This is a genomic window from Streptomyces sp. NRRL F-5122 (genome assembly GCF_001507435.1).
Classification (GTDB): Bacteria; Actinomycetota; Actinomycetes; order Streptomycetales; family Streptomycetaceae; genus Streptomyces; species Streptomyces lannensis.
The window spans coordinates 66,707-91,017 of sequence record NZ_LMWH01000081.1 but is presented as its reverse complement, the minus strand read 5'-3'; the positions used below and the strand labels follow the sequence as shown (position 1 = coordinate 91,017).

The following is a 24,311-nucleotide window of genomic DNA, read 5'->3' as shown; positions in this document are numbered from 1 at the left end:
GCCTGGTTACCTCCTGCCGAGGCCTCCGCCGGATCAGGAGATCACCGCCGCCCGTACACACAGCACGTCCGGGAGGTGCGATGCCAGCCGCTGCCAGGTGTCACCGTCGTTCGCGGACGCGTACAACTCGCCGTTGCGATTGCCGAAGTAGACGCCCGCCGGGTCCGCGTCGTCCGTGCACAGGGCGTCGCGCAGCACCGTGCCGTAGTGGTCCTCGTCCGGAAGCCCCGCGGACAGCGGCTCCCAGCTCTTGCCCGCGTCCTCCGTACGGAAGACCCGGCACCGCCGTCCGGCCGGAACGCGGTCCGCGTCGGCGGTGATGGGGAAGACGTACGCCGTGTCCCCGCGGTGCGGATGTGCGGCCGCGGCGAACCCGAACGTCGACGGCAGACCCGCGCCGATGTCCGTCCAGTGGGCGCCCGCGTCGTCGCTTCTGTACACCCCCCAGTGGTTCTGCAGATACATCCGGTCCGGGGTCGCGGCATCCTGGGCGACCTTGTGCACGCACTGGCCGAACTCCGGGTTCGGATCCGGCAGGAAAACCGCGGAGACACCGGAGTTGGACGGCTTCCAGCTCGCGCCCCCGTCCCCGCTGCGGAACACCCCGGCCGTCGAGACGGCGACCGTCAGTGCCTTCGGGTCCCGCCGGTCGGTGACCACGGTGTGCAGCCCTTCGCCACCGCCGCCCGGCACCCACTTGTCGCGCGTCGGGTGCTCCCACAGAGGGCGCACGAGGCTGAAGGTCTCGCCGCGGTCCTCGGAGCGGTACAGCGCCGCCGGTTCCGTACCCGCGTAGACCACGTCCGGCTCCGCTGCCGCCGGGTGCAGTTGCCACACCCGCTCCAGTGAGGCGCCGGTGTCCTTCGGGAACTTGACGGCGGGTCGCGTCGGCTCGGTCCAGGTGCGGCCCAGGTCGTCGGAGTGGAAGACGGAGGGCCCCCAGTGCGCGCTGTCCCCGCCGGCCAGCAGACGCGGGGTGTCGCCCCGGGTGTCGATGGCGACCGAGTAGACCGCCTGTGCGTTGAAGTACGGACTCTCGTCGAACTCCCAGGCACCGCCTTGCCGTCGCCCGATGAAGAGTCCCTTGCGCGTGCCTACGGTGAGCAGTACGTCGGCCATGCCGACCACCTCCGAAACGCCGGTGTTCCAGACAGGGGCCAGTCTGCACCCCGGCAGTGACAGACACCCTCGGACCGCTTGTCCTCGCAGGTCGGCGGCCGTGTTGCCGCCTTGTGGAGCGACGTGCGCCGGGGTTCGTGGGGCTGGCCGCGGCGATCCGTGACCGGGTGCCCCGACCGCCGTCGCGCCGCGGACCGGTGGGACGCCGGCTGAGCAGCGGGCGTCCGGCACGCGTATGGAAGTGCGGTCGGGGGGTGTCCGTGCGTGAGGAGGATGCCATCGATGAGGTGGTTGCCATCGATGACGGCGTTCCGCGGTTCCGGGGTGTGGTGGTGGCGGTGGCGCCGCAATCCGCTGCGGCGCCGCAGCGATGCTCTGGAGGCCTGGATCGTGTTGGCGGTCTGGGCCGCGACCGTGACCGGGGGAGTGCTGGCGGGGACTGCGGCGGCGCACACGGTGGAGCGCGGCCTGGCCCGGGAACGGGCCGAGTGGCGTCCGGTGGTGGCCCTGCTCGCCGAGGACGCGCCGAGAGCGGCCGGCGCCGGCCCGGTGTGGGCTGACGTGCGCTGGAGGGGAGAGGACGGGGCGTTCCACCTCGGCCAGGCGCGGGTGGCCGCCGGAAGTTCGACGGGCACCGCCGTCACCGTCTGGTCGGATCGCGACGGCTTCCTGGTGACACAGCCCCCTACGGCGTCCGCGGCGCATGTGCGCGCGGCCATGGTCGGCTTGATGATGGGGGCGGGCGCGGCGGCCGTTCCGATCCTGGGCGGGCGCATCGCCCGCGACGGTCTGGAGCGGCGGCGCATGGCGCAGTGGGACGCGGCCTGGGCGCGGTTCGGGTCGACCTGGGGGCGGAAGACGGGCTGATCCCCGCCGGGGCGAGCCACCGCCGGACTCGCCCCGCGAACACGGCGATCGACGGGTCCCGCGGCGAGTTCGGCGGGCCTCCCGCGCGGCGGCTCGCACCCGCGGTACCTCCTCGAGCGGAGCGCCGCCGCCTTCTCGCGATGCACGGACGGCAGGGCCCGTACTCCGCCGTGTCCCGCGCGTCCCGAACCGGGGGCGCCCGGGACACGGTCACGTGGGCCCTGCCGCTGCCGACGCCGTCAGATCTGCCGCAGCATCCGGTCCGCGCTCAGTGCCTCCCGGCAGGCGCGCAGCAGCCGTTCGTCCTCCAGGACGTCATGGCTGCCGTATCCGCCGGTTCGTGCCCGGTGCCGACGCGGAGCGGCCACCTCCGTGTGCAGCAGATCGTGGACCGGCCGGCCGGCCGGTCCCATTCCGGCGAGGCACTCGGCGATCGTGCCGCGTGTGTACGGATTGTCCTCCCAGGCGGCACGCAACACGGGCAGGACGGGGTCCGGATCGCCCGTGACACGCCACAGGGCGCACGCGGCCGCCGTACGCTGCCACACTTCGTCGGACCTCGTCATGACGCTCAGCTCCGGCACCAGCGACCGAGCCTGAGCGCCCATGCGTCCCAGCGTCTCGACGGCCGCCCGCCGGCGATGCGGACGTCCGGACCGCAACTCCCGGGCCAGCACGGGAAGAACGGCTTCGGGGTCCCCCTCGGCCGACCACAGCGCGGCGGCTGCCGTCACCGCGCACTCTCCGTCCAGCAGTCCGCGCAGCACAGGGATCGCCTCGGGTGCCCCCAGGGCGTCCAGGACACGTATGGCCGATTCCGTGAGCGCCTCGCGCCGCGGCAGGTCGCCGGGCACTTCGTGCAGCAGACGGAGTACCTCCGGCAGCGCGGCCGGATCGCGCAGCAGCGCGAGCGCGTGCAGGGTCGTCCCGGCGTGACCGCACACGTCGGGGGAGTCCAGCGGGACGCGCCTCAGACGGGCGCGCAGGGGACCGGCGAGCCCGGCGGCCTCGGGACCCAGATGCGCCACCACGTACCCCAGGTCGTGCGGAACGGTCTCCTGCCCGAGCACCGCGGCCAGGGCCGGTACCGCGCGAGGATCCCCGGTGCGTGCGAGCGCCTTCAGCGGACCGCCGAGGGTGGGTGCTCCGTGCTCCCAGCGCCGCACCCAGCACTCGGGGTCGGCGGTCACCAGCGCAGCGAGCCGGTCGGCCGCCGGCGCCGCCAGCTCGAAGAGGTCCTCCAGGACGGAGACCGCCGCCTCCCGCAACCGCGCGTCGTCGGCGGCGAGCTGGTCGCCGATCAGCGCGACCGGTTCCTCGTACGTGCCACGCCACTCGCGGAACAGCCCGGCCGACATCCACACCGCATTGCACCGGTCGGCCGCGTCCGGACTCGTCAACTGGCCGCTCAGCAGGGCGATCCGCTCGGCGGTGCGGCCGCCGAGCGCGGCGTGCAGCGTGCGCAGCAGCCGGGAGCCCTCCTCGTCCGCCGGACGCAGCCGCCGGAGCCGGCCGACGAGCGTGTCGGTCTCCGGGCGGTCGTCCGCCCGGAGGGCGCGTGCCACTCGGGGTCTCTCCCGCAGCAGTGCGACGACCGTCGGCACCAGGTCCTTCGGCAGCCGTTCGGGAGCGCGGCCGGCCAGTTGGCCCAGTGCGGCCAGTCGCAGTCCCGGGTCGGTCAGTGTCCCGTACAAATCGTGCAGGAGATCCACGGCGGGCAGCGGCGACGCGGGGTGAAGCCGTGCGAAGCACCCGAGAGCCTCGATCAACGCCGTCTTCACGCTGTCGTCCGCCTCCCGCTCGACGCGCCTGTGCAGCACGGTGAACACCCGTGCCGGGCCGTCGGCGAACCGCACCACCGCGTGTGCCGCCGCCCGCCGCACCTCGGGATCGGCGTCCTCAGTCAGGCCGAAGAAGACCTCGGCGCCCGCTCGCACCGCCGCACGGGCCATCGCGTAGTTGTCCGGCCGGTCCGCGTCCGGGTCGTCGGGGAAGTCCTCGTCCTCGAGGTCAGTCCCGCCGATGCTCGCCAGCAGTTCCACGACGCTTCCGCGATCGGGCAGTCCGGCCTGGCCCACGACGTCGAACAGGAAGGGGATGCAGGCGAGTGTCGAGTCGTACACATCCCCCTGGTGGTGCACGGCGCCGTACATGCCGTCGAGCGCTCTCTCCCGCTCGTCCGGAAGTTCCGAGAGCAGTCCCCGCAGCAGCATGGGCACGTCCTCGGCACTTCCGTAGGCATGTTCCATGGAGGCCCAGTCGACCTCGTCGATTCCGATGAACACGGCGCTCCTCCCCGTAAGTCAGCAGCCGGTCGTGAGTGTGTATCACCCCACTGACAGTCACGCCCGGAATCCGCCGAAGCGAGCCGAGTCCTGCCCCTGTTCGGACACGCGTTGCGACAATCGTGCCGGGAACGGAGCGACAGGTGCCCGCAGCTGCGCGGACGCTCACGAGCGGCGCGGGTGCCGCCCGCCGCTCGGGTTCGATCTGCTCGGTCCGCGGCGTCCCGCCGATCACGTCAGGCGCTCATCCGCTCGGACGTACCGCCGCGGACGGGTGGCGGCGGTGTCCGCCCCACACCGTCCCCGGGTCGGGACGGCCGGAAATCGTCACCGTGCGAGCCCAGGGAACGGCGTGTTCGGCTCCCGGAACGCAACGGCCGCTCGGGCTCGGCCCCCGGACCTCGGGGCGGTGCCACCTAGGGCCGGTCGGCGACTTCGCCGTGTCCCGTGCCCCTGCACGCCTCGGGGGCACCCGAACCCGCTCTCGTAGGACGGTGGTTGAAGAGCAGGTTCAACGCGATCGCCGTCAGGGAGCCTGCGCTGATCCCGCTGTTCATCACCGTCCGGAACCAGTCGGGGAAGCGCTCGTACACCGTCGGCACACCGACCGGCAGCATGCCGACCGCGAGCGAGACTGCCACCACGGTCACGTTGTGGCCGGCCTTCAGGTCCACCTCCGCGAGCGTCCGCAGCCCACTGGCGGCGACCGTTCCGAACATGACCAGACCCGCACCGCCCAGCACCGGTGCCGGAATCGCCGCGACCACCGCGCCGAGCTTGGGCAGCAGCCCCAGCACCACGAGCATGCCGCCGGACGTCGCCACCACCCATCGGCTGCGCACCCGGGTCATGCCGATGAGACCGACGTTCTGGGCGTAGGCCGTGTACGGGAAGGTGTTGAACACGCCGCCCAGAACGGTGGAGAGCCCGTCGGCCCGCAGGCCGTCCGCGAGCGATCGGGGCTCGGTCCTCCGCCCGGTCAGCTCACCGACCGCGATCAGATCGCCGGTCGTCTCCGTCATCGTCACCAGTGCCACCACGAGCATCGACACGATCGCCGAGGCGCGGAAGACAGGCGTGCCGAAGTGGAAGGGCGTGCTGATCCCGACCCAGTCGGCATCGCGGACACCGCCGAAGTCGGTGAACCCCAACGGCACCGCGACCGCGAGCCCCACCGCGATGCCGATCAGCACCGCGATCCGGCTCGGGAACGCCGGTGCGAACCGCTGCACCCCGAGCACCACGACCAGCACGAAGGCCGCCAGAGCCAGGTTCCCCGGTTCCCCGAAGTCCTTCGAGCCCTGACCGCCCGCGACCCAGTTGCCCGCCACGGGCAACAGGGAGAGGCCGATGATCAGGATCACCGTCCCGGTGACGAGCGGCGGGAAGAAGTGCAGCAGCCCGCCGAAGACGGGCGCGAGCAGCATGATCGCGCACCCCGACACGATCACCGAGCCGTAGATCGCGGGCAGCCCACCGCCCGTCGTCCCGATCAGCACCATCGGGGGGACGGCGGCGAAGGTGCAGCCCTGCACGATCGGCAGCCGTGCGCCGAAACGCCGGAAGCCGACGCACTGGATGAGCGTGGCCACTCCGCACACCAGCAGGTCCGCCATGATCAGGTAGGCCAGGTCGGCGGCCGACAGCTTCATCGCGCCGCCCACGATCAGCGGAACCGCGACGGCACCGGCGTACATGGCGAGGACGTGCTGGAAGCCGAAGACGGCGAGTCGGCGCAGGGGCGGGACCTCGTCGACCGGGTGCACGGAGATGGTCATGGGCGGGACCGCGGGCCGCTCGAACCGGTCCTCGACGCCCCAGTGGCGGCCGCCGGGTACCGCCGCTTCAGCGCGCGTCTCCGCGCGCCGCGGCCATCAGGGACCGCCAGTCCGGGAGCTTCACCACGGACCGGCCCAGCGACGCCCCGAGCTCCGCCTCGGCCCGCTCGATCGCCAGCCACCCCGTCCAGTCGACAGGGGCGAGCCCGTCCGCCTTCAGGGCCGGCAGCGCGTCCTCGGGGACCTCGCGCCGCATGAGACCGGGGGCGTCCTCGAGCAGCGACGTCACGGTCTCCTTCGCACACGGCCGGTTCGTTCCGATGACGCCCGTCGGGCCCCGCTTGATCCAGCCGGCCACGTACTCGCCCGGGGAGACCTCGCCGTCACGCAGCACGCGCCCCGCCCGGTGCGGCACCGTGCCCGTCGCCGTCTCGAACGGGAGACCCTCCAACGGCACTCCGCGGTAGCCGACCGAGCGCAGCACCAGCTGGGCCTCGATGTCCTCGTACCGCCCGCTGCCCGTGACGCCTCCCTGTCCGTCGGGCAGTGTCCGCTCGAAGCGCACGGCCCCCACCCGGCCGCCGTCGGCGAGCAGTTCGACCGGACGCAGGAAGAAGCGCAGCCGGATCCGCCGCGGGGCACCCCGCGGCGGTGCGGCGGCCCAGCCGCGCAGCACCTCGACATTGCGCCGCTGGGCCGCCGGCAGTCCGGTGGGGTCGGCGTATGCCGGGTCGAGCGCCAGCTCGGCCTCGTCCACGACCACCTCGGTGTCGGGCAGGGAGCCGAGCTCGCGCAGTTCCTTGGTGGTGAACCGGGCCTGCGAGGGACCGCGCCGCCCCACCATGTGGACCTCTGCCACCTTGCTGTCGCCCAGCGCGGCCAGTGCCGCCTGCGGCATGTCGGTGGGGCTGAGCTCGGGCACCTGGCGGGACAGGATCCGGGTCACGTCGACCGCGACGTTTCCGACGCCGATCACCACCGCCGTGCGCGCGCCGAGCACGAACCCGTCGGTGAGGGAGTCGGGGTGCGCGCTGTACCAGGACACGAATTCGGTCGCCGACCAGCTGCCGGGCAGTTCCTCGCCGGGGATGCCGAGGTGCCGGTCGGTCGCGGCGCCGACGCAGTAGACCACCGCGTGGTAGTGCTCGCGCAGCCGGGCCGGCGACACCCCGCCCGGTCCGACCTGGACGCCGCCGAGGAATCTGACCCGTTCGTGCTCCATGACGGTGCGCAGGTTGTTCTGCAGCGACTTGATCTTCTCGTGGTCCGGTGCCACTCCGTAGCGCACGAGGCCGTACGGGCAGGGCAGCCGGTCCAGGACGTCGACGCGCACCTGCGGATCCTGCTGGACAAGGCTCTGGGCGGTGTAGACCCCGCTCGGCCCGGAGCCGACGACGGCGACATGCAGCACGGCGGAACTCCCTCGCTGAGGAGATCGCTGGTGGCTCCAGCATTGCACCGCGCGCGGCATGAAGGGAGGGGTGAACGGTGCGGCGCTGGGCCGACGGGGTGCGGTGCGCGCTCCTGCCGTGCGTGGCTTTCGCATCGTATGTGATGACGCGCATACGTTGCGTTGTGTGCTCGAAGTGTCCTTTCAGGAATTTTCCGATCACTTCCAGTCGGATGGGGCGGTATCCGTATGTCCCGCGTGGGAAGTGCGGGAGCACGGAGACGTCACGACGTGGTTCGCCGTGCGGCTCGACCTGCCCGACGGAGGGTGGATCGATGTGCTCGCCGTGGCGTCGGGTGGGTGTGTGGGGATCGAGGAGGTGCGGTCCCAGCCGCCGTTGACGTTCGACGACCTGGCGGCCGTCGTCGACTGGATCGAGGAACCGCTGCTCGAGGCCTGCGGGATGGCGCCGGAACGCGAGGACGAACCCGGCGGGACGTCCGCGTGCCGCGACCGGCCGGCCATGCCGCGCGGTGTCGAGGGCTTGCGCTTCGTGGCCGAGGAGTATCTGGCCGCCCGTCGGGAGGGCGTCGACCCGGTGTGCGCGGTGATGCGGGCGACCGGGCGCAGCCGGCGCAGATCGCTCAAGCTGATCGCGGGGGCCAGGGACGCCGGGTTCCTGCCGCCGCGTCATGTGCGCTGCTGACAGGTGCTTTTGCCGCAGTGTGTACAGGAACGTTCATGCCGGGCCGGGCTGCTTGGGGAGTTCGGTCGCCTCCGGGTGCCGGCTCTCCGTCGCGAAGAACCTCGAGAGGCCGGTGTCGTGCCGCCCGTCCGGTCCTTCGGGAGGCGGTGGTGTGCCCATCTCCCAGTCGAGTCCGTACCGCTCGAACAGCTCGGCGCGCAGCACCGGCAGCGGCATCGGAGCGCCCGGTATCAGCGCCGCGTAGACCGCGCCCATGAGCAGTGCGCGCAGCATCGGATAGTCGGTGTCGGTGTTCGCCGAACCGTGCCGGGTGACGGTGTCCCGCAGCAGTTGCGCCAGCCGCTGCTGCTCGGGGCACTGCACGAACCCCTCGGCGTGCAGCATCCCCGCCATGTGCTGGCGCATCAGCACGGCGTGGTGCACGGTGAGGCCGAGGATCGCGTCGACCGCCCGCGCCATCCTCTCCCGGCCGTCGTCGGTGCGCGGCTCGCGCTCCAGCGCCTCCTCCAGGGTGCGGTGCATCACCCGGTGCACCGCCGACTGCAGGAGTTGCCGCTTGCCCGGAAAGTAGTAGGAGACCAGACCCCGGGCGGAACCCGCCCGGTCGGCGATGTCGCCCAACGTCGTCGCCTCGTAGCCGCGCTCGCCGACCAGTTCGATCGCGGCCTGCAGAAGCCGCTCGCGGGAACGTCTCCGCAATTCTTCATTGACCGAGGCGCTGCGCGGCGACATCCTGGACTCCTGCGTTGACTGGTTGTCAGCCAACTATACTCAGCGCATCCCGGACCCGTTTCCGTCGGAAGAGTCCGGGGTCGGCGTCTGCCCTGGGCCACACGGGGGATGGTCCAGGGCGGCGCCGAGGTCACCGTTTGCGCACGGCCTCGCGCCAGATCATCCGCGGCACGCTCGGCTTCACGTCCTTCGTGACGACGCCCATCGCCCCGCGTACGAAGCGCCGGTCGACCACCTCCCGCAGCATGGCCGCCGCAAGGTCGGCCCGGGCCGTGAACACACCGTCCGCGCTGTCCTGCGCGACCCTGTAGCGGGTCGGCTCCGGATGGTCGAAGAGTCCGGACGGCCGGGCGACCGTCCAGTCCAGCGGGCTCTGCCGCAGCACGGCCTCCATGCGGCGCATGTCGTCGTGCGCGGTCCGGGCGAGCACCCGGTTCACATACGGGTCCAGCACATGGTTGAAGAAGAAGGCCCCGCTGGGCCGCCAGTCCGGGTCCAGGGCGCTGGAGGTGACCGCCACCAGCCGCTTCACACCGTGGCGCCCCATCGCCTCGGTGATGGTCCGTGCCGATGCCGAGTAGAGGGTCACCGGTGCCCGTCCCGGCCGGACCCCCAGCGCGGACAGTACGGCGTCGGCGCCCTCCACCACGGCGTCGACCGCGTCCGGGTCGGTGGCGTCGGCGTCTACGACGGTCAGGCCCGCGCGCGGGGCGGTCGGATGCGGCCGGCGGGTCACCGCGGTCACCTCGTTGCCGTCCGCCAGCGCCTGGGCGACCAGTTCACGCCCGGTGGGTCCGCCCGCTCCGAAAACGACGATGTGCATGACGTGTCTCCTCGGGTCGATGGTCTGCTCGTCCCTTGACACTCGCGCTCGGGGCCGGGATATTCAACGCTGATGAATAAAACACGCGGTCGTCCACCCGGCCGCCCCGCCACCAAGGCCCGCATCGCCGGTGCTGCCCGGGACCTGTTCCTGGAGCGCGGCTACCAGGGCACGACGCTGCGCGCGGTCGCGGCCGAGGCCGATGTCGACGTGGCGCTCATCGGCTACCACTTCGGTTCGAAGCAGGGGCTGTTCGGTGAGTCGATGAATTTGCGCTGCGGCCGGTCGAACGCGATCGTCAGCGCCCTGGGCGGCGATCCCGCGGGACTCGCGGATCGGCTTCTGGACGCCGTCACCTCGCTGTGGGAGGACCCGTCGGGTGCCGGGTTCGCCGCCATGGACGGCACGGCTCTGCGGGACGAGGACGTGATGCGGGTGTTCCGCGAGTTCCTCGAGCGGGAGGTCCTCGGCCGGATCGCGGACCATCTCGGCGGCCGCGACGCCACGGACCGCGCCACGGCCGCGGTGGCGGTGATCGGCGGCCTGATCTTCACGCGCTATCTGAATCCGCTGGGCCCCGTGACCGCGCTGGAGGCGGCGGACGTCCGGCGGATCCTGGGACCGCCGCTGCGCGCCGCCCTGCACGGCCGTCCCCGCGCGGCGAGGCCGTCGGCCCAGGTGTCGCAGAGCCACTGATCCGTCCCTAGAGTGGGCACGAGTCCCGAGGAGGCGTAACACACATGGCTGATGAGCAGATCCTGGCCAGGATCACGGCGATGGTGGACGAGGAGCGCGGTCTGCGCGAGGCGGTATCGTCCGGCCGGATCGACAGCGAGACGGAGCACGAACGACTCGCCGAGATCGAACGCGCGTTGGACCAGTGCTGGGATCTGCTGCGCCAGCGCCGCGCGAAGTCCGAGTTCGGCGAGAACCCGGACGACGCCCGCGTCCGCCCGGCGTCGCAGGTCGAGGGCTACCAGGGCTGAGGAAGCGGGAGTCCCGCCTCAGCCGATCAGGCCGAGGACCGGACGGAGCCCGTCCGGTCGTTCGGCCACCGGACGGTGGTCGACGAAGTGGACCGCGCAGCCCAGGTCCGCCGCGCCACCGTCCGCGTGGCGGCTGTCGCCGACCATGAGCGTGTCCTCGGGCGCGACGCCGAGCGCGTCGCAGGCCAGGGCGAACAGCCGGGTGTCGGGTTTCTGCACACCGTGCTCGTACGACAGCACGTATGCGTCGACGTAGTGGTCGACGCCGTGCTCCCGGAAGACCGGCCGCAGATCCCAGCCGATGTTGCTGACCACGCCGATGGCGACACCGCGCTCGCGCAGGGCGGCCAGCACCTCGACCGTGTCGGGGTAGGGCCGCCAGGCCGCGGGCGTCATGTGGCGGTCGTACAGCGCGTCATGGAGGCCCGGGTCGGGCAGCGGCACACGGAGGGAGAGGCCCGTGTAGGCGGCCCGGTGCTCCTCGGCGCTGCGGTCCCGTACCGCCCAGAGCGCGGCGAGGTCGGCCGGCAGGGGATCCTCGGGTGGGGCGCCTCCGGCCAGTGCGCCAGCGGCCTCCAACCGGTCCGCCGCGCGCACGACCTCGGTCTCGGGCAGTGCCGCACCGGCTTCGGCCAGCACCGCACGCAGCCAGGACTCGGTCGACTCGATGCGGAAGAGGGTGCCGGAGAAGTCGAAGAGCACGCCTTTGATCGCCATGGGTGCGATCCTTCGCGACGCGGCCCTCGAGGTCAAGACGGCTCCGCCGGTGCCGCGGGCTCCTCCTCACCCCGGCCCCACCGCTCGTACGACGCCACCGCGAGCGCGACCATCAGGGCCCCGAGCAGCCAGCCGCCGACGACGTCCGAGGGCCAGTGCACGCCCAGCCAGACCCTGCTCAGGCCCACTCCGACGACGGAGACCACCGCCGCCGCCCACGCCATGAGCCGTGTCGCGCCCCCGGTGCCGTACCGGTGCAGGAGCCACAGCAGCAGGCCGCACACCGCGGTCGCCGTCATCGCATGACCGGACGGGAAGGCCGATCCGCGGGCGGAGTCCACCGGATCGGGCCACACGGGACGCGCCCGGCCCACCAGGACCTTGAAGGCGTTCTGCACGAGCGCGGCCAGCACGCAGGTGGCGGCCACCCACAGGGCCGTCCGCGCGTCCCGTAGCCGCCACAGCAGCCAGAGGACCGTGGCCGCGGCCAGGAGGCGCATGGTCGCCGGGTCCCAGACCCAGTCCGTCAGGATGCGGAACGCGCGGGTGGTCCCTTGGTGGGCGACAGCCGAGCGGTGCAGGCTGCGCGAGATGCCGCCGTCCAGCGCCGTCAACGGGTACCAGGAGAGCGCGACCAGCAACAGCAGTGTCAGCGACGCGACGGCCAGGGCCGCGGCGGCGAATACCGCGACCCGGGGGCTCGACCGGTGCGGCGGCGAGTCGACGTGCGCGAGGTGCATGAACCGATCCTCGCCGACATGAGGGGGACCGGGCCAACGCGCAACGGCTATCCCAGCGCCCGCAACCCCGGGACGAAGGCCACCAGCACCGGGATCACGGGCACGAGCGCGGCGGTCGCCGTCAGCCGGAGCCTGTGTGCGGGCGGCAGCCGGTCGGGAGGAGTGAGCAGACGGTGGACGCGCTGCGGCACATGGGCCTGCGGAGTCGGGCAGGGCCCGAACACGCCACGGTCTTCGTTGAGTTCCACCAGTGCCAGAGCGGTGGTGAGGCGGCCGTGGCGGCGGGATGCCATGTCGTCGGCGGCGAGTTCGACGAGCCGGTGCATCTCGTCGCGGAACGCGGCGAACACGGGCACCTGGGGAAACCCGTTGGCCAGTGCGGCGGATGAGTGCAGCAGCCAGTCGTGCCGGGCCCGCGCATGCCCCTGTTCATGGGCGAGCACGGCGTCCAGCTGCCTCCCCTTCAGCCGGCGCAATGCGGCCGTGGTGACGACCAGTCGGGGCGTTGCCCCGGACAGCCACCAGGCATCGGGGCGCTCTCCCTCCAGGACCACCAGCCGGTCGGTGTCGGGTTCCTCGCCGGGCAACAGCGGGGCCCGGACGAGCAGTTCGGCGCGGCTCTGCCGGCGCCGGGCCCGCGCGCGGGCGACCTCCCGGACCAGCATCGCCGCGGTCCACGCCCCGCCACAGGCCAGGGCCACGGCTGTGGTCGCCGCCCATCCGCTCCCGGTGCCCAGCGCATAGGCGTCCACCACCGCGTGCGGCGCCGGGGCGAACACATGGCCCCGTACTGCCTCCCAGGCGGCCGCCGCGCTCAGCGTCATCGACAGCACGCAGCAGGCCAGCACGGCCGCCACCACGCACTGCCACATCCACAGGGCGACCACCGGTTCCCGGTCCGGCCAGTCCGCCCGGGCGAGCAGCCGCGGGGCGAGAACGGCGGTCAGGGCGCCGAGCAGCAGCAGTGCCGCGGGGACCATCATGGGCCGAAGCCTATGAGCCGGGTGTCGCGACGGGATACGTACTGCCGCGGCAAAGTGACGCACGCCACGGTTTGCCGCAGGGCGGCCGGGGCGCCGGCGGCGGTACCCGCCACGGAGCACGATGGAGCCGTCCGGCGCGGTCGCATGCGACCGCGCCGGGGGTCAGAGCGTGAGGAGCATCGCCACCATGGCGAGGGCCATGGACAGCCGGCATACGCGCGCCAACTCCGGCCGGTCTCCCCAGCCGACGGTCCGCGCACCCGCGGCGGCGGCCACGGTGGTGACCGGTACGAGCCGCACCCCGGACCACAGCACGTACCCCGCGAAATAGAGCAGGAGCACGCCGGTGAGCGGCGCAAGACCTCCGTGACCGGCGTGCATGTGGTGCCCGGGAGAGGCGGTCATCGCCGCCGCCATGTAGACCATCGCGAACGCGCCCACCAGATGGTGCAGATGGTGAGTGCTCCTGCGGGCCGTCCACAGCGCCCGCACGGCAGCGCCCGCGAAGACCACCAGATAGGCCGTCCAAGCCCAGCGGGGTGGCGCGACGACCGCCGCGGGTACGGCCATCACCGCCATCCCGAACCCCATCAGCGCCTCGCCGCCCGCGGCACGGCGCTGTTCCTCGACGGAGCTGCGCATGCGCAGCAGACAGTAGGCCCCGGTCGCCGCACACAGCGCGACGAGCAGCCAGCCGGGCGAAGCCGGTCCGTGCACGGCGCACCTCCTGCTCGACGTCTCGGACGGTCGCAGGGGGCATGCCCTTCACCGACGGTGCGCAAGCGAGCGCACAGGGGTACGAGGGGGAGCGCGCGAAAGCCCCAGTGGGCCGGAGCCGCATCGTCCAGATATTTCACGAGTAAAACACCTGCTAAGCTTTATGGATGAGCAGCGAGATCCCCAGAACCACCTCCCGAGTGCACCCCCTGCCTCTCGCCGGGATCCTGCGCCTCGGCAGACCCTCGGACATCTGGTTCAAGCCCGCACTGAGCGTGGTGGCCGCGGTCGCCCCGCCGAATCTCACGCTGCTCGCCGTCGGCCGGCTCGACCTGGCCGTCTACACGATGGCCGGATCCCTGTGCGCCCTCTACGCACACAACCGCCCCTACGCGGCCCGCGCCCGGGTGCTCGCGCTGGTCGTCCTCGGCATGGTCGGCGGCCTCGCCGTGGCCCTGACGGCCGCCTCGCTGACCGCGAACGCGGTGGTGCTGGTGACCGTGGGGGCGCTGCTCGCGGCCTTGCAGAAGGCGCTCTGCGACGCGACGCGCATCGGCCCGCCGGGCAATGTGATCTTCGCCTTCATCACCTCCGCGTCCCTGTTCGCCCCGCAGTCCCCCGGTCAGGTCCCTGCCCACGTCGCCCTCGCCGCCGCGGCGGGCGGCTGGTCCTGGATCGTGGGCATGGCCCCCGGGCTGCTGCGTCCGCACGGCCCCGAGCGCCGTGCCGTCGCCCAGGCGCTGAACGCGGCCGCCGCCTTCGCCGAGAGCGGGGAGGCGCCGGCACGGGCCGGTGCCGCGGCGGCGGTGCACAACGCGTGGCAGTCACTGCTGTCCACCGGTGCCCGCTCCGCGGCCCGGCGCCCTCTCGAACGACTTGTCGTGCGGGCCGAGGTCGCGATGGCGGCGCCCGACGACACCGAGCCGGAGCGGCTGCGCGTCTGGGCCCGCGCCCTGAGGGGCACCGGCCCGCTGCCCCGGCCGGCCGACTCGGGTGGGACGGCCGACCGGCCCCTCGGCGTCGAGGCCGAACTCGACCACCCGCGGCGCCCGTGGCGCCAGACGCTCGGACCGCTCGCTCCCCTCGCCCTGCGCACCGCGCTCGGCTGCGCCCTCGCCGGATACGTCTCGCTCGCGCTCGGCGTCGGCCGTCCGTACTGGGCGCTGGTCACCGCCGCCTCGATCTATCAGGCCAACGTCACGCTCACCTGGCGCCGCGGTGTCCAGCGGATCGTCGGCAACCTCGCCGGTGTCGTGGTCTTCGCGGCCGTCGCCCCGGTCGCCCACGCCGGTCGGTTCGCCCTCGTGGTCTGCTGTCTCGCCCTCAACTTCGGAGCCGAGGCGCTGATCGGGCGCAACTACTGGCTCGGCAGCGTCTGTGTCACCCCGATGGCCCTGTTGATCAGCGAGTTCGCCCGGTACCAGGAGCCCGGCGGCCTCATGGCGGACCGCGTCCTGGACACCCTCATCGGGGCGCTGGTCGGTTTCGTCGCCGCGATCGCCGTCACCAACAGGCGTGCCGGCGACCGTATCGAACACGCCCTCGCCGCCGTGGAGCGGGCCCGTGGCGTTGCGTCCGGTGTGATGGCCGCGGAGCACCCGGAGCCGCGCGCCCTGGAATCCGCGCGCAGAGAACTCGCCTCCGCCGTGACGGACCTGCGCGCCGCGGCCGACGCCGCTGCGGGCGAATGGTGGCAGCGCGCACTGCCGGAGGAACGGGTGCTGCGGGCGGAGCGGGCCGGACACCGTACGCTCGCAGCGGCGGTACGACGCCAGGGACTGCACATCTCGGAAGGCTCACGGGTATGACGGCGGCGAACGGACGGGCGGCCTCTGGGAACCGTGCGGTCGGACGGAGGGACACGGACGACGGCGCGGACGACCGCGGCGGCACCGGGAGGGACGTGCGGGCCGTGGGCAGTGGCGCGGCCGGGCAGGGGGACGACATCGTCGCCGCCGTGGTGCGTCAGTGGCACCTCGTCCGCCCCGACATCGACACCGGGCCGATGGAGATCATCGGCCGTATCAACCGCTGCGCCGCCCTGCTGCAGCAGGCGGAGGACGCGCCACTGCGCCGTGCCGGGCTCACCCGACCGGAGTTCGACGTCCTCGGCACACTGCGGCGCACGGGGCACGAACTGACACCCGGCGAACTCGCCCGCGAGACCTTCTCCTCCGGGGCCGCCGTCACCAAGCGCCTGAAGCAGCTGACCGACCGCGGTCTGGTCGAGCGCCGTGGCGACGACAGGGACCGCCGGGTCGCCCACGTCCGCCTCACCGACGCCGGCCGCGACCTCGTGGACGAGGTCCTGCCCGAGCAACTCTCGTACGAGAGAACCGTCCTGTCCGGTCTCGACGACGGGGGACAGCGCACACTGGCGGCGCTGCTCGGGGAACTGCTGGTCCAGTTGGAGGGCCGGCTGGGCGCGTCGCGGAGCTGACCGTTCCGGCGACCGCGGCCCACCGGTGTGCTCAGCGCTCAGCCCTCGCTGTTCCGCCGCGTGGATGCCGGCGTTCGGGTCCTCCTGCCCGGTCGTCTCCCGGTCCGCGGTCGTGCCGGCGGCCGGTGCCCGCGCCCCGCCGGTCGGCGTCAGATCCCCGGGCGGTACCGCAAGGGGTGATCGGCCGGGACCTCCACGAGCACGATCTCCGTGCCGTCCGGGTCCTCGATCCACATCTCGACCAGGCCCCACGGCTCCCTGACGGGCGGCCGTACGATGCCGACCCCGGCGTCCGCCAGCTCCCGGTGCGCGGCCGCCACGTCCGGCACCTGCAACCAGAGTTTCAGTGCCGGGGAGGGCGGGACCTCGCTGCGCCCCGCCACCTCCAGAAAGCCTCCGCCGAGGAAGTAGACGACCCCGCGCTCCGGGCCCGTGCCGAACTCCCGGTACACCGTGAGCCCGAGTTTCTCGCCGTAGAAGGTACGGGTGCGGTCCGGATCGGTCGGGCGCAGGAGCGTGCGGCTGCTCAGAACGTGGACCATGCAACGGGAGCCTAGTGGGAGGGCTACCCTCGTCGATGCCCACGCCGCGCCACCGATTCGGAGAGACAGCCATGGACAGCGCCGCCCTCGCCACCACCGGCCTGACCTTCCGCGACGCCACCGACGCGGACGTCGACACGCTGGTCGCGCTGATCGAGTCGGCCTACCGCGGTGACTCGAGCCGGGCCGGCTGGACCACCGAGGCGGACATCCTGGAAGGGCAGCGCACCGATCCCGAGGGCGTGCTCGAGGTCGTCAAATCGCCCGACAGCCGGCTGCTCACCGTGGAGCGCGACGGCGCGGTCGTCGCCTGCTGCCAGCTCGAACACCGTGGCGACAGCGCCTACTTCGGCATGTTCGCGGTCAGCCCCGCGCTCCAGGGCGCGGGCCTGGGCAAGGTGATCATCGCCGAGGCCGAGCGGGCGGCGCGCGCGGACTGGGGCGTCACGCAGATGCAGATGACGGTGATCTCCGTCCGCGAGGACCTCATCGCCTGGTACGAGCGCCGCGGCTACCGCCGTACGGGACAGATGAGCCCCTTCCCGTACGGCGACGAGCGCTTCGGTGTTCCGCAGCGCGACGACCTGCAGTTCGAGCTGCTGGTCAAGCCACTGGTCTGACTCCGGGATCGGGGCCCGGCCGGGTGACGCTCACGCGGTGAACCGGCCGGTCCGCTTGATCTCCGGGTAGTCGGTCGTGGCGCCGTCCAGTTCGAGGGCGCGGACCAGACGCAGGTGGTCCAGCGTGTTCACGACCCAGGCGATGATCTTCAGGTCGGCCTTGCGGGCGTGCTCGACGACCTCGAGGGTCAGGCGGCGGATGTTGAGGCAGACCGTGGCGGCGCCGGCCTCGACGGCGCGCTCCACGACGTCGGTCCCGTAGCGGCTGGCGATCAACGCGGTGCGCACGCCGGGTACGAGCCGGGCGATCTCGGCGACCGCCTCGTCGTGGAACGACGACACCTCGACCCGGCCGACGAGGTCCCGGCGGTGCATCACCTCGGCCAGCGCCCGTGCGGCCGCGACGTCCTTGATCTCCGCCTGGAGCGGTGTCCTGACGGCGTCGAGGACCTCCTCGAAGACCGGGACGCGCTCCCCGCGACCGGCGTCGAGTGCGCGCAGTTCCGCGAGGGTCTTCTCGGTGATCGCACCCGAGCCGTCGGTTGTTCGGTCCACTTCGGCGTCGTGCATGACCACGAGAGCGCCGTCCTTGCTCAGATGCAGATCGAGTTCGATCAGGTCCAGGCCCGCGCGCTCGGCGGCGAGGAAGGACCTGAGGGTGTTCTCGGGCTCGACACCCATGACTCCGCGGTGACCGATGGTGAGGAAGTTCAAGGTTCAACTCGCTTCCGTCGACGGCGGCTCGGTTGCCACACGGCGTTCCCGTGACCGGCGTGGCACGGCGGCAGCCTAGTGGCCCGGGTCCGAGGTGAACCCGCTCGTACGCGGGCCAATGGGTGCCGAGCACGGCGTGAATCCTGAGCGAACCGGCGACCATGTGTCACCCCTGGGTGGGCGCGTCACGCCTGTGTTGACGCCTGCGCCGCCGACCGTGTGTGGCCGGTTGTCGCCCTCGCTTTCGTACCGCTCCGCGACGGCCGTCGGACCTGGCCGGCCTGACGGGGTGTGTCGCCGCCACGGCGGGGCGGGCCCGGGCCGCGCTCGTCCGGGCCTCGCAGCATACGGCGAACTCGTCGTCCTCGGCATGGCCGACAGGAAAAAGCGCGGTGAAGTCGGGGGGAGGGCAGGATAATTTCCCGATCGTCTACTTGCTGGGAGAAAGCTTGTACGCATACGGTGTCCTTACGCGAGGTTCTCCCGTGGAGGTCGGGTCATGACGGAAATTCTTGTGCAGGTGGGTCCGGAGGGGCAGGTCGCTCCGGTGAGCAGGGTGGTGGATCACCCGGCTTGGCCCGTGCTCAAGGGTGCCGTGGAACAGATTCGGCCATGGCAGTCCAAGGACGGCTCGATCGACTTCGAGGCGGACGGCGCGCCGACCGTCACGGAGGCCGAGCGCGTCGTGGGCCGGGTGGCCGACGCCGTCGCGGAGCTCTCCCCGCTGCTGCCGCACGACTCCGCCTACCACGAGGCGCTCGTGAAGGACCTGCGCCGGTGGGCCGAGGAGGGCTTCCCGGTGCCCGACTTCCTGGACTCGCTGCTGGCCTTCCAGCCCGCCGCGGACCGCCGGGACGGTCTGCAGCACCTGGTCGTCTTCCCGATGTACACGCAGAACGGCAACCCCGACCGCAATCTCGAGGCGGTCGTACTGCGCATGGTCTGGCCCGAGTGGCTCGCCGATCTGGAGGCCACCCGGTACGACAACCCGCTGTTCTGCGGCATCACCTTCGAGGACTTCACGGCGGGCTACGACACCAACTCGGCCGTCCTCTTCCCCGAGACCATCGCCGTGCGCGAGGCGCCCGAGCGCTTCTCCTGGGGCGGCATCTTCTGCGACCGCGAGGCCGCCCGCTTCCGCCGGGTCACCGCGGCCGCCGTGGACCTTCTCGGTCTCGAGCTGCCGGAGGACATCGCGGCGATGGTGCACGACCAGGACCGCTGCCAGCAGGCGTTCGTGCTCTGGGACATGGTGCACGACCGCACCCACAGCCACGGTGACCTGCCGTTCGACCCGTTCATGATCAAGCAGCGCCAGCCGTTCTGGATGTACGGCCTCGAGGAACTGCGCTGCGACCTCACGGCCTTCAAGGAGGCGGTGAAGCTGGAGGGCGACGGCTTCCCGCAGGGTCGCGACGTGCAGTACGCGGTGCTCTTCGACCGTATGTTCCGCTTCCCGGTCACCGGCGAGCGCGTACGCAACTACGACGGCCTCGGCGGCCAGCTGCTCTTCGCCTACCTGCACAAGCACGATGTCGTCCGCTGGACCGACAACAGGCTGTCCGTAGACTGGCAGCGCGCCCCGCAGGTCACCAACCAGCTGTGCACCGAGATCGAGACGCTGTACCGCGAGGGCATCGACCGCCCCAAGCTGGTCCACTGGTTCAAGGCGTACGAGCTGGTCTCCACCTACCTCGCCCCGCACCCCGGTTCCCGCTGGGCCAAGGGCCCGGATGCCCTCGACCTCACCCTGCCGCCGCGTAAGCTCGTGGACGACGTGCTTCCGGACGAGTTTCCGCTGAGCATGTTCTATGAGGCGCTCCAGAAGAAGCTGAAGAATGTGATCGCCTCCACCAAGGGCATCACCGCGGACGCCGCCGAGCAGGCAGCCGCGTGAGCGCTCGCGCAGTGCGTACGGGTGATGCAGCGGACGCTGCTCGGGAGGCGAGGATCATGCGGAACGGCAACGGGGCACTGAGCGGCGCGGTGATCGCGGTGGCGGGCGCGGGCGGACCCGCCGGCCGGGCGGCGCTGCAGCGGCTGGCCGAGGCGGGCGCGACCGTGGTGGGTTCGGACAACGACCCCGAGCGCCTCGCGGAAGCGGTGGATGCGGCCCGCTACGCGCACGGCGGCGCCACCGTCATCGGGGACACGGTCGACCTGCTCGATCTGAAGTCCACCCGTGACTGGGCCTCCCACATCGAGAAGGACTTCGGGCACGTGGACGGGCTCGTGCACCTCGTCGGAGGCTGGCGCGGCAGCGAGACCTTCACCAAGACCAGCCTCGACGACTGGGACTTCCTGGACCTGCTGCTCATCCGCACCGTGCAGCACACGTCCCTCGCCTTCTTCGACGCCCTCCAGCGCAGCGACCGCGGCCGGTACGTCCTGATCAGCGCCGCGGGTGCGACCAAGCCCACCGCGGGCAACGCCTCGTACGCCGCGGCCAAGGCCGCCGCCGAGGCCTGGACGCTCGCCATGGCCGACGCCTTCCGCAAGACGGGGGGTGCCGAGGGACCGACGTCGGCGGCTGCGATCCTTGTGGTGAAGGCGCTGGTGCACGACGCGATGCGCGCCGACCGCCCCAACGCGAAGTTCGCGGGCTTCACGGACGTCGAGGACCTGGCCGAGGCCATCGCCGAAGTCTGGGAGAAGCCCGCCGCCGAAGTGAACGGAAACCGTCTGTGGCTCACCGAGACGCCGTGAACCCTCCGAAGACCGACGCGCGTCGCCACCACGACCCGGAGGTCCGCGGTTTCGCGAGCGACAACTACGCCGGGGCGCACCCGGAGGTGCTCGCCGCCCTGTCCGTGGCCAACGGCGGGCACCAGGTGGCGTACGGGGAGGACGACTACACGGAGAACCTCCAGGGGATCGTCCGCAGTCACTTCGGGGCGACGGCAGAGGCCTTCCCGGTCTTCAACGGCACCGGTGCGAACGTCGTCGCGCTCCAGGCGGTCACCGACCGCTGGGGTGCGGTGATCTGCGCCGAGAGCGCGCACATCAACGTCGACGAGGGCGGTGCCCCCGAGCGCATGGGCGGCCTCAAGCTGCTCACCGTGCCCACCCCGGACGGCAAGCTCACCCCCGGGCTGATCGACCGGCAGGCCTACGGCTGGGAGGACGAGCACCGCGCGATGCCACAGGTCGTCTCGATCACCCAGAGCACCGAGCTGGGCACCCTCTACACCCCCGACGAGATCCGCGCGATCTGTGAGCACGCCCATGCGCACGGGATGAAGGTGCACCTGGACGGCTCCCGGATAGCCAACGCGGCCGCCTCCCTGGACGTGCCGATGCGGACGTTCACCAACGCAGTCGGCGTCGACATCCTCTCCCTCGGCGGGACGAAGAACGGCGCGCTGTTCGGCGAGGCGGTCGTCGTCATCAACCAGGACGCCGTGAGCCACATGAAGCACCTGCGCAAGCTGTCCATGCAGCTCGCCTCCAAGATGCGCTTCGTGTCCGTGCAGCTGGAGGCCCTGCTCGCGAAGGACCTGTGGCTGCGCAACGCCCGCCATGCCAACGAGATGGCGCAGCGCCTGGCGGAGGGCGTGCGCGCGGTCCACGGCGTCGAGATCCTCTACCCGGTGCAGGCCAACGCCGTGTTCGCCCGTCTGCCGCACGACGTCAGTGAGCGTCTGCAGAAGCGCTTCCGGTTCTATTTCTGGGACGAGGCCGCGGGTGACGTCCGCTGGATGTGCGCCTTCGACACGCGGGAGGACGACGTGGACCGGTTCGTCGCCGCCCTCAAGGAGGAGATGGCGCGCTAGGGGCTGTCGTTCGGATCATGCCGGCGTCGCGGGGCGTGGCTCGCGCCTCTGCCGCGTTGTCGTCGGTTGCCGACGCTCCGTGTCGTCGTCCTCCTCCGCCTTGCAGCTGCACGCACCACGCCTCGCTCGGGTCGGCAGAAAGGCGCGGTCTCTCCCGGCCGACCTGATCCGAACGACAGACCCCGGCCCCCCGCTTCCCATGCATAAATGTGCGGCTGACCGAAAATCAATCGACTGAGGGTCAATCGCATTCCTATGCTCTGCCGGCATGGAGCTGATCCAGCAGACCTCGCACCTTTCCGCCTACTTGGCCGCTGACGAGGCGATCGACCATCGTCATCCGGTGGTGCGCGAGACGGCCGCGCGACTCGCCGAGCGAGCAGCGGATTCGTATGCCTATGCGCACGCGGCGTATGAATTCGTGCGCGACACCATTCCGCACTCCGCCGACAGCGGTGATCCGCGTGTCACCTGGCGCGCCTCCGACGTCATCGAGCAGCGCACCGGCATCTGCCACGCCAAGGCCCATGCCCTGGCCGCACTGCTGCGCGCCGAGGACATTCCGACGGCTCTGTGCTATCAGCGACTCCTGCACGACGGCGGCGGCCATGTCGTGCACGGTCTGGTCGCCGTGCGGTTCGACGGCGCCTGGCACCGGCAGGACCCGCGCGGCAACAAGCCGGGCGTCGACGCCCGCTTCTCCCTCCATGGGGAGCGCCTGGCCTGGGTCCCCGACGAGAAGTCCAGTGAAGCGGACTATCCAGTCTTGTATGCTGTACCTCACCCGGTTGTACTCAGCGCTCTCAAGGCGGCTCCAGACCGGCCGGTCCTCTGGAAGACACTCCCCACCGCACTCTGAGGCAAGGCGATGACCACCACCCTGACCGTGTCCGACGCGGTGCGCGCCCTCGCGCCCGGCTTCACCCATGTGGCCATCGAGGCACACGACCTGGTGAACGGGCCCAGCACCGACGGCACTTCGGCCCTGCTCGACGACTCGGCCCGCCGCCTCGCCGCCCGGCTGGAGGGACGCGCCCCGCACGAGGACCCGCACATGACGGCCTGGCGGGAGGTGTACGCGGCCTTCGGGGCCAAGCCGTCGCGCACCCGCAACTCGGCCGAGGCGCTGGCGAAGCGGGCGCTGTCGGACGCCGGACTGCCCCGGATCAATGTGCTCGTCGACATCTACAACGCGATCAGCGTCGCCCATCTGATCCCGGTCGGAGGCGAGGACCTGGACCTGATCCAGGGCGCCATGCACCTTGTGCGGGCCTCGGGCGAGGAGGACTTCGTGACCGTCGCGGGCGGCGAGGAGACCGTCGAGCACCCCGACGCAGGAGAGGTGGTCTGGTGCGACGGGGCCGGTGTGACCTGCCGCCGCTGGAACTGGCGCCAGGGGCCGCGCACCCGGCTCACCGAGGCTTCGACCTCGGCGCTCTTCCTGCTGGAGAGCCTGGCTCCGATGCCGGTTGCCGACGTCGAGAAGGCCGGCGCGGAACTCGCCGAACTGCTGGAGAAGTTCAGCCCCGGGGCGCGGATCACCGTCCACGCCCCGGCCTGACATCGGTCAGTGCGCCTCGACAGCGCGCAGCTGCTCCGGGGTCGGTGCCGTCCCGCCGAGGTGGGCGGGCATCCACCAGGTGTCGTCCGGCGTCCTGGGCCGCACGGGGTAGGCGCGCTGCGCGGCCTCCAGCAACTCCTGTACCCGCTCGCGCAGCTGGCGGGTGAGCGCCCCGGCGTACGTGTCGCGCGAGGCCTCGACCGCCTCGCCGACCCGGATCGTGATCGGGGTGTGGCTGCGACGGAAGTTTCGCGGGTGTCCCTTGGTCCACAGTCGCTGCGTACCCCACAGAGCCATCGGGATCAGCGGGACGCCGGCCTCCTGGGCCAGGCGTACGGCGCCCGACTTGAAGCTCTTGAGGGTGAAGGACTGCGAGATCGTGGCCTCGGGGAACACCCCGATGACCTCGCCCGACTTCAGCGAGTCCAGTGCTTGGGCGTACGCCGCCTCACCCTGCTTGCGGTCCACCGGGATGTGCTTCATGGCGCGCATCAATGGGCCGGAGAGCTTGTGCCGGAAGACGGACTCCTTGGCCATGAAGCGCACCAGGCGCTTCTGCTGGAGCGCAGCGAGGCCGTTGAAGATGAAGTCCAGATAGCTGATGTGGTTGCTCACGAGCACCGCCCCGCCCGAGCGCGGGATGTTCTCCGCCCCCTTGCAGTCGATCTTCAGGTCCCATGCCTTGAACGTCGTGAGGGCCAGACCGATGACGGGACGATAGACGAGCTCAGCCATGGCTGGGACGGACCCTTCTCTCTGCCTGGGAAGGGACTCCCAGCCGAAGTTACGCAGCCGTAGGTTTACGGCTTGTCGCAGAT

General features: G+C 71.8%; 25 protein-coding genes. 12 read left to right on the top strand and 13 right to left on the bottom strand.

Features of this window, described 5'->3' with window-relative positions:
• Nucleotides 1-33 precede the first annotated feature (33 nt).
• Nucleotides 34-1,119, bottom strand: coding sequence for a WD40/YVTN/BNR-like repeat-containing protein (locus ADL25_RS11150; RefSeq protein WP_059127603.1), 1,086 nt, complete (start codon nt 1,117-1,119; stop codon nt 34-36).
• Nucleotides 1,120-1,401: 282 nt separating this feature from the next.
• Between ADL25_RS11150 and ADL25_RS11145 the strand changes: the two genes are divergently transcribed.
• Nucleotides 1,402-1,986, top strand: a complete 585-nt coding sequence (locus tag ADL25_RS11145) for a hypothetical protein (RefSeq protein WP_234380873.1) — start codon at nt 1,402-1,404, stop codon at nt 1,984-1,986.
• A 239-nt stretch (nt 1,987-2,225) separates the two neighbouring features.
• Here ADL25_RS11145 and ADL25_RS11140 read toward each other — a convergent pair whose 3' ends face one another.
• The 3 genes from ADL25_RS11140 to ADL25_RS11130 form a co-directional block, all read right to left on the bottom strand.
• Entirely contained in the window at nt 2,226-4,271 is a 2,046-nt protein-coding gene (locus ADL25_RS11140) for a HEAT repeat domain-containing protein (protein ID WP_059127512.1), read from the bottom strand.
• 416 nt (nt 4,272-4,687) lie between these two features.
• Nucleotides 4,688-6,049 (bottom strand): nucleobase:cation symporter-2 family protein, encoded by a 1,362-nt coding sequence (locus tag ADL25_RS11135; protein WP_059127511.1) that lies wholly within the window; start codon nt 6,047-6,049, stop codon nt 4,688-4,690.
• Between the two features lie 67 nt (nt 6,050-6,116).
• A complete protein-coding gene (locus ADL25_RS11130) occupies nt 6,117-7,460 on the bottom strand; it encodes an FAD-dependent oxidoreductase (protein WP_059127510.1) in 1,344 nt (447 codons plus the stop codon).
• A gap of 70 nt (nt 7,461-7,530) precedes the next feature.
• Here ADL25_RS11130 and ADL25_RS11125 point away from each other — a divergent pair, with 70 nt between their 5' ends.
• Nucleotides 7,531-8,145 carry a DUF6214 family protein gene (locus tag ADL25_RS11125; protein ID WP_319114638.1) on the top strand — a complete coding sequence of 205 codons (615 nt, stop codon included), beginning with the start codon at nt 7,531-7,533 and terminating at the stop codon, nt 8,143-8,145.
• Nucleotides 8,146-8,178: 33 nt separating this feature from the next.
• On the opposite strand, the gene ADL25_RS11120 is transcribed toward ADL25_RS11125, so the two are convergent.
• Nucleotides 8,179-8,877: a TetR/AcrR family transcriptional regulator gene (locus ADL25_RS11120; RefSeq protein ID WP_059127508.1), complete on the bottom strand. Its 699-nt coding sequence runs from the start codon at nt 8,875-8,877 to the stop codon at nt 8,179-8,181.
• A gap of 130 nt (nt 8,878-9,007) precedes the next feature.
• Nucleotides 9,008-9,700 (bottom strand): NAD(P)-dependent oxidoreductase, encoded by a 693-nt coding sequence (locus ADL25_RS11115; RefSeq protein WP_059127507.1) that lies wholly within the window; start codon nt 9,698-9,700, stop codon nt 9,008-9,010.
• A 72-nt stretch (nt 9,701-9,772) separates the two neighbouring features.
• Here ADL25_RS11115 and ADL25_RS11110 point away from each other — a divergent pair, with 72 nt between their 5' ends.
• Together ADL25_RS11110 and ADL25_RS11105 are read left to right on the top strand one after the other, a co-directional pair.
• Nucleotides 9,773-10,396 carry a TetR family transcriptional regulator gene (locus ADL25_RS11110; protein ID WP_059127506.1) on the top strand — a complete coding sequence of 208 codons (624 nt, stop codon included), beginning with the start codon at nt 9,773-9,775 and terminating at the stop codon, nt 10,394-10,396.
• 44 nt (nt 10,397-10,440) lie between these two features.
• The gene (locus ADL25_RS11105; RefSeq protein WP_059127505.1) at nt 10,441-10,686 is read left to right on the top strand and encodes a DUF2630 family protein; all 246 of its coding nucleotides are present in this window, start codon (nt 10,441-10,443) and stop codon (nt 10,684-10,686) included.
• An 18-nt stretch (nt 10,687-10,704) separates the two neighbouring features.
• Here ADL25_RS11105 and ADL25_RS11100 read toward each other — a convergent pair whose 3' ends face one another.
• From ADL25_RS11100 to ADL25_RS11085, 4 genes are all read right to left on the bottom strand, one after another.
• Complete coding sequence (locus tag ADL25_RS11100; RefSeq protein WP_059127504.1) at nt 10,705-11,403, bottom strand: HAD family hydrolase; 699 nt, start codon at nt 11,401-11,403, stop codon at nt 10,705-10,707.
• Between the two features lie 32 nt (nt 11,404-11,435).
• On the bottom strand, nt 11,436-12,143 hold the full coding sequence (locus tag ADL25_RS11095) for a phosphatase PAP2 family protein (protein WP_059127503.1): 708 nt from the start codon (nt 12,141-12,143) through the stop codon (nt 11,436-11,438).
• A 47-nt stretch (nt 12,144-12,190) separates the two neighbouring features.
• A complete protein-coding gene (locus ADL25_RS11090) occupies nt 12,191-13,126 on the bottom strand; it encodes a M56 family metallopeptidase (RefSeq protein ID WP_059127502.1) in 936 nt (311 codons plus the stop codon).
• Nucleotides 13,127-13,288: 162 nt separating this feature from the next.
• Complete coding sequence (locus ADL25_RS11085) at nt 13,289-13,843, bottom strand: DUF5134 domain-containing protein (RefSeq protein ID WP_059127501.1); 555 nt, start codon at nt 13,841-13,843, stop codon at nt 13,289-13,291.
• A 167-nt stretch (nt 13,844-14,010) separates the two neighbouring features.
• On the opposite strand from ADL25_RS11085, the gene ADL25_RS11080 reads away from it, so the two are divergent.
• Entirely contained in the window at nt 14,011-15,651 is a 1,641-nt protein-coding gene (locus ADL25_RS11080; protein WP_059127500.1) for an FUSC family protein, read from the top strand.
• A complete protein-coding gene (locus tag ADL25_RS11075) occupies nt 15,648-16,283 on the top strand; it encodes a MarR family winged helix-turn-helix transcriptional regulator (RefSeq protein WP_059127499.1) in 636 nt (211 codons plus the stop codon). The genes ADL25_RS11080 and ADL25_RS11075 overlap by 4 nt, the downstream gene beginning before the upstream one ends.
• A 149-nt stretch (nt 16,284-16,432) precedes the next feature.
• Here the strand turns inward: ADL25_RS11075 and ADL25_RS11070 are convergent, their stop codons facing one another.
• Nucleotides 16,433-16,825: a VOC family protein gene (locus tag ADL25_RS11070; protein ID WP_059127498.1), complete on the bottom strand. Its 393-nt coding sequence runs from the start codon at nt 16,823-16,825 to the stop codon at nt 16,433-16,435.
• Nucleotides 16,826-16,896: 71 nt separating this feature from the next.
• Between ADL25_RS11070 and ADL25_RS11065 the strand changes: the two genes are divergently transcribed.
• On the top strand, nt 16,897-17,445 hold the full coding sequence (locus ADL25_RS11065) for a GNAT family N-acetyltransferase (RefSeq protein ID WP_059127497.1): 549 nt from the start codon (nt 16,897-16,899) through the stop codon (nt 17,443-17,445).
• A gap of 30 nt (nt 17,446-17,475) precedes the next feature.
• Here the strand turns inward: ADL25_RS11065 and ADL25_RS11060 are convergent, their stop codons facing one another.
• Nucleotides 17,476-18,159: a glycerophosphodiester phosphodiesterase gene (locus tag ADL25_RS11060; RefSeq protein WP_059127496.1), complete on the bottom strand. Its 684-nt coding sequence runs from the start codon at nt 18,157-18,159 to the stop codon at nt 17,476-17,478.
• Nucleotides 18,160-18,658: 499 nt separating this feature from the next.
• On the opposite strand from ADL25_RS11060, the gene ADL25_RS11055 reads away from it, so the two are divergent.
• From ADL25_RS11055 to ADL25_RS11035, 5 genes are all read left to right on the top strand, one after another.
• Complete coding sequence (locus ADL25_RS11055) at nt 18,659-20,056, top strand: DUF6421 family protein (protein WP_059127495.1); 1,398 nt, start codon at nt 18,659-18,661, stop codon at nt 20,054-20,056.
• A 56-nt stretch (nt 20,057-20,112) separates the two neighbouring features.
• Nucleotides 20,113-20,865 carry an SDR family NAD(P)-dependent oxidoreductase gene (locus ADL25_RS11050; protein ID WP_059127494.1) on the top strand — a complete coding sequence of 251 codons (753 nt, stop codon included), beginning with the start codon at nt 20,113-20,115 and terminating at the stop codon, nt 20,863-20,865.
• Nucleotides 20,862-21,932 (top strand): threonine aldolase family protein, encoded by a 1,071-nt coding sequence (locus ADL25_RS11045; protein ID WP_059127601.1) that lies wholly within the window; start codon nt 20,862-20,864, stop codon nt 21,930-21,932. The genes ADL25_RS11050 and ADL25_RS11045 overlap by 4 nt, the downstream gene beginning before the upstream one ends.
• Nucleotides 21,933-22,200: 268 nt before the next feature.
• On the top strand, nt 22,201-22,791 hold the full coding sequence (locus tag ADL25_RS11040; RefSeq protein ID WP_059127493.1) for a transglutaminase-like domain-containing protein: 591 nt from the start codon (nt 22,201-22,203) through the stop codon (nt 22,789-22,791).
• 9 nt (nt 22,792-22,800) lie between these two features.
• Nucleotides 22,801-23,493 (top strand): B3/4 domain-containing protein, encoded by a 693-nt coding sequence (locus ADL25_RS11035; protein ID WP_059127492.1) that lies wholly within the window; start codon nt 22,801-22,803, stop codon nt 23,491-23,493.
• 6 nt (nt 23,494-23,499) lie between these two features.
• Here ADL25_RS11035 and ADL25_RS11030 read toward each other — a convergent pair whose 3' ends face one another.
• Complete coding sequence (locus ADL25_RS11030; RefSeq protein WP_059127491.1) at nt 23,500-24,228, bottom strand: lysophospholipid acyltransferase family protein; 729 nt, start codon at nt 24,226-24,228, stop codon at nt 23,500-23,502.
• Nucleotides 24,229-24,311: the final 83 nt, after the last annotated feature.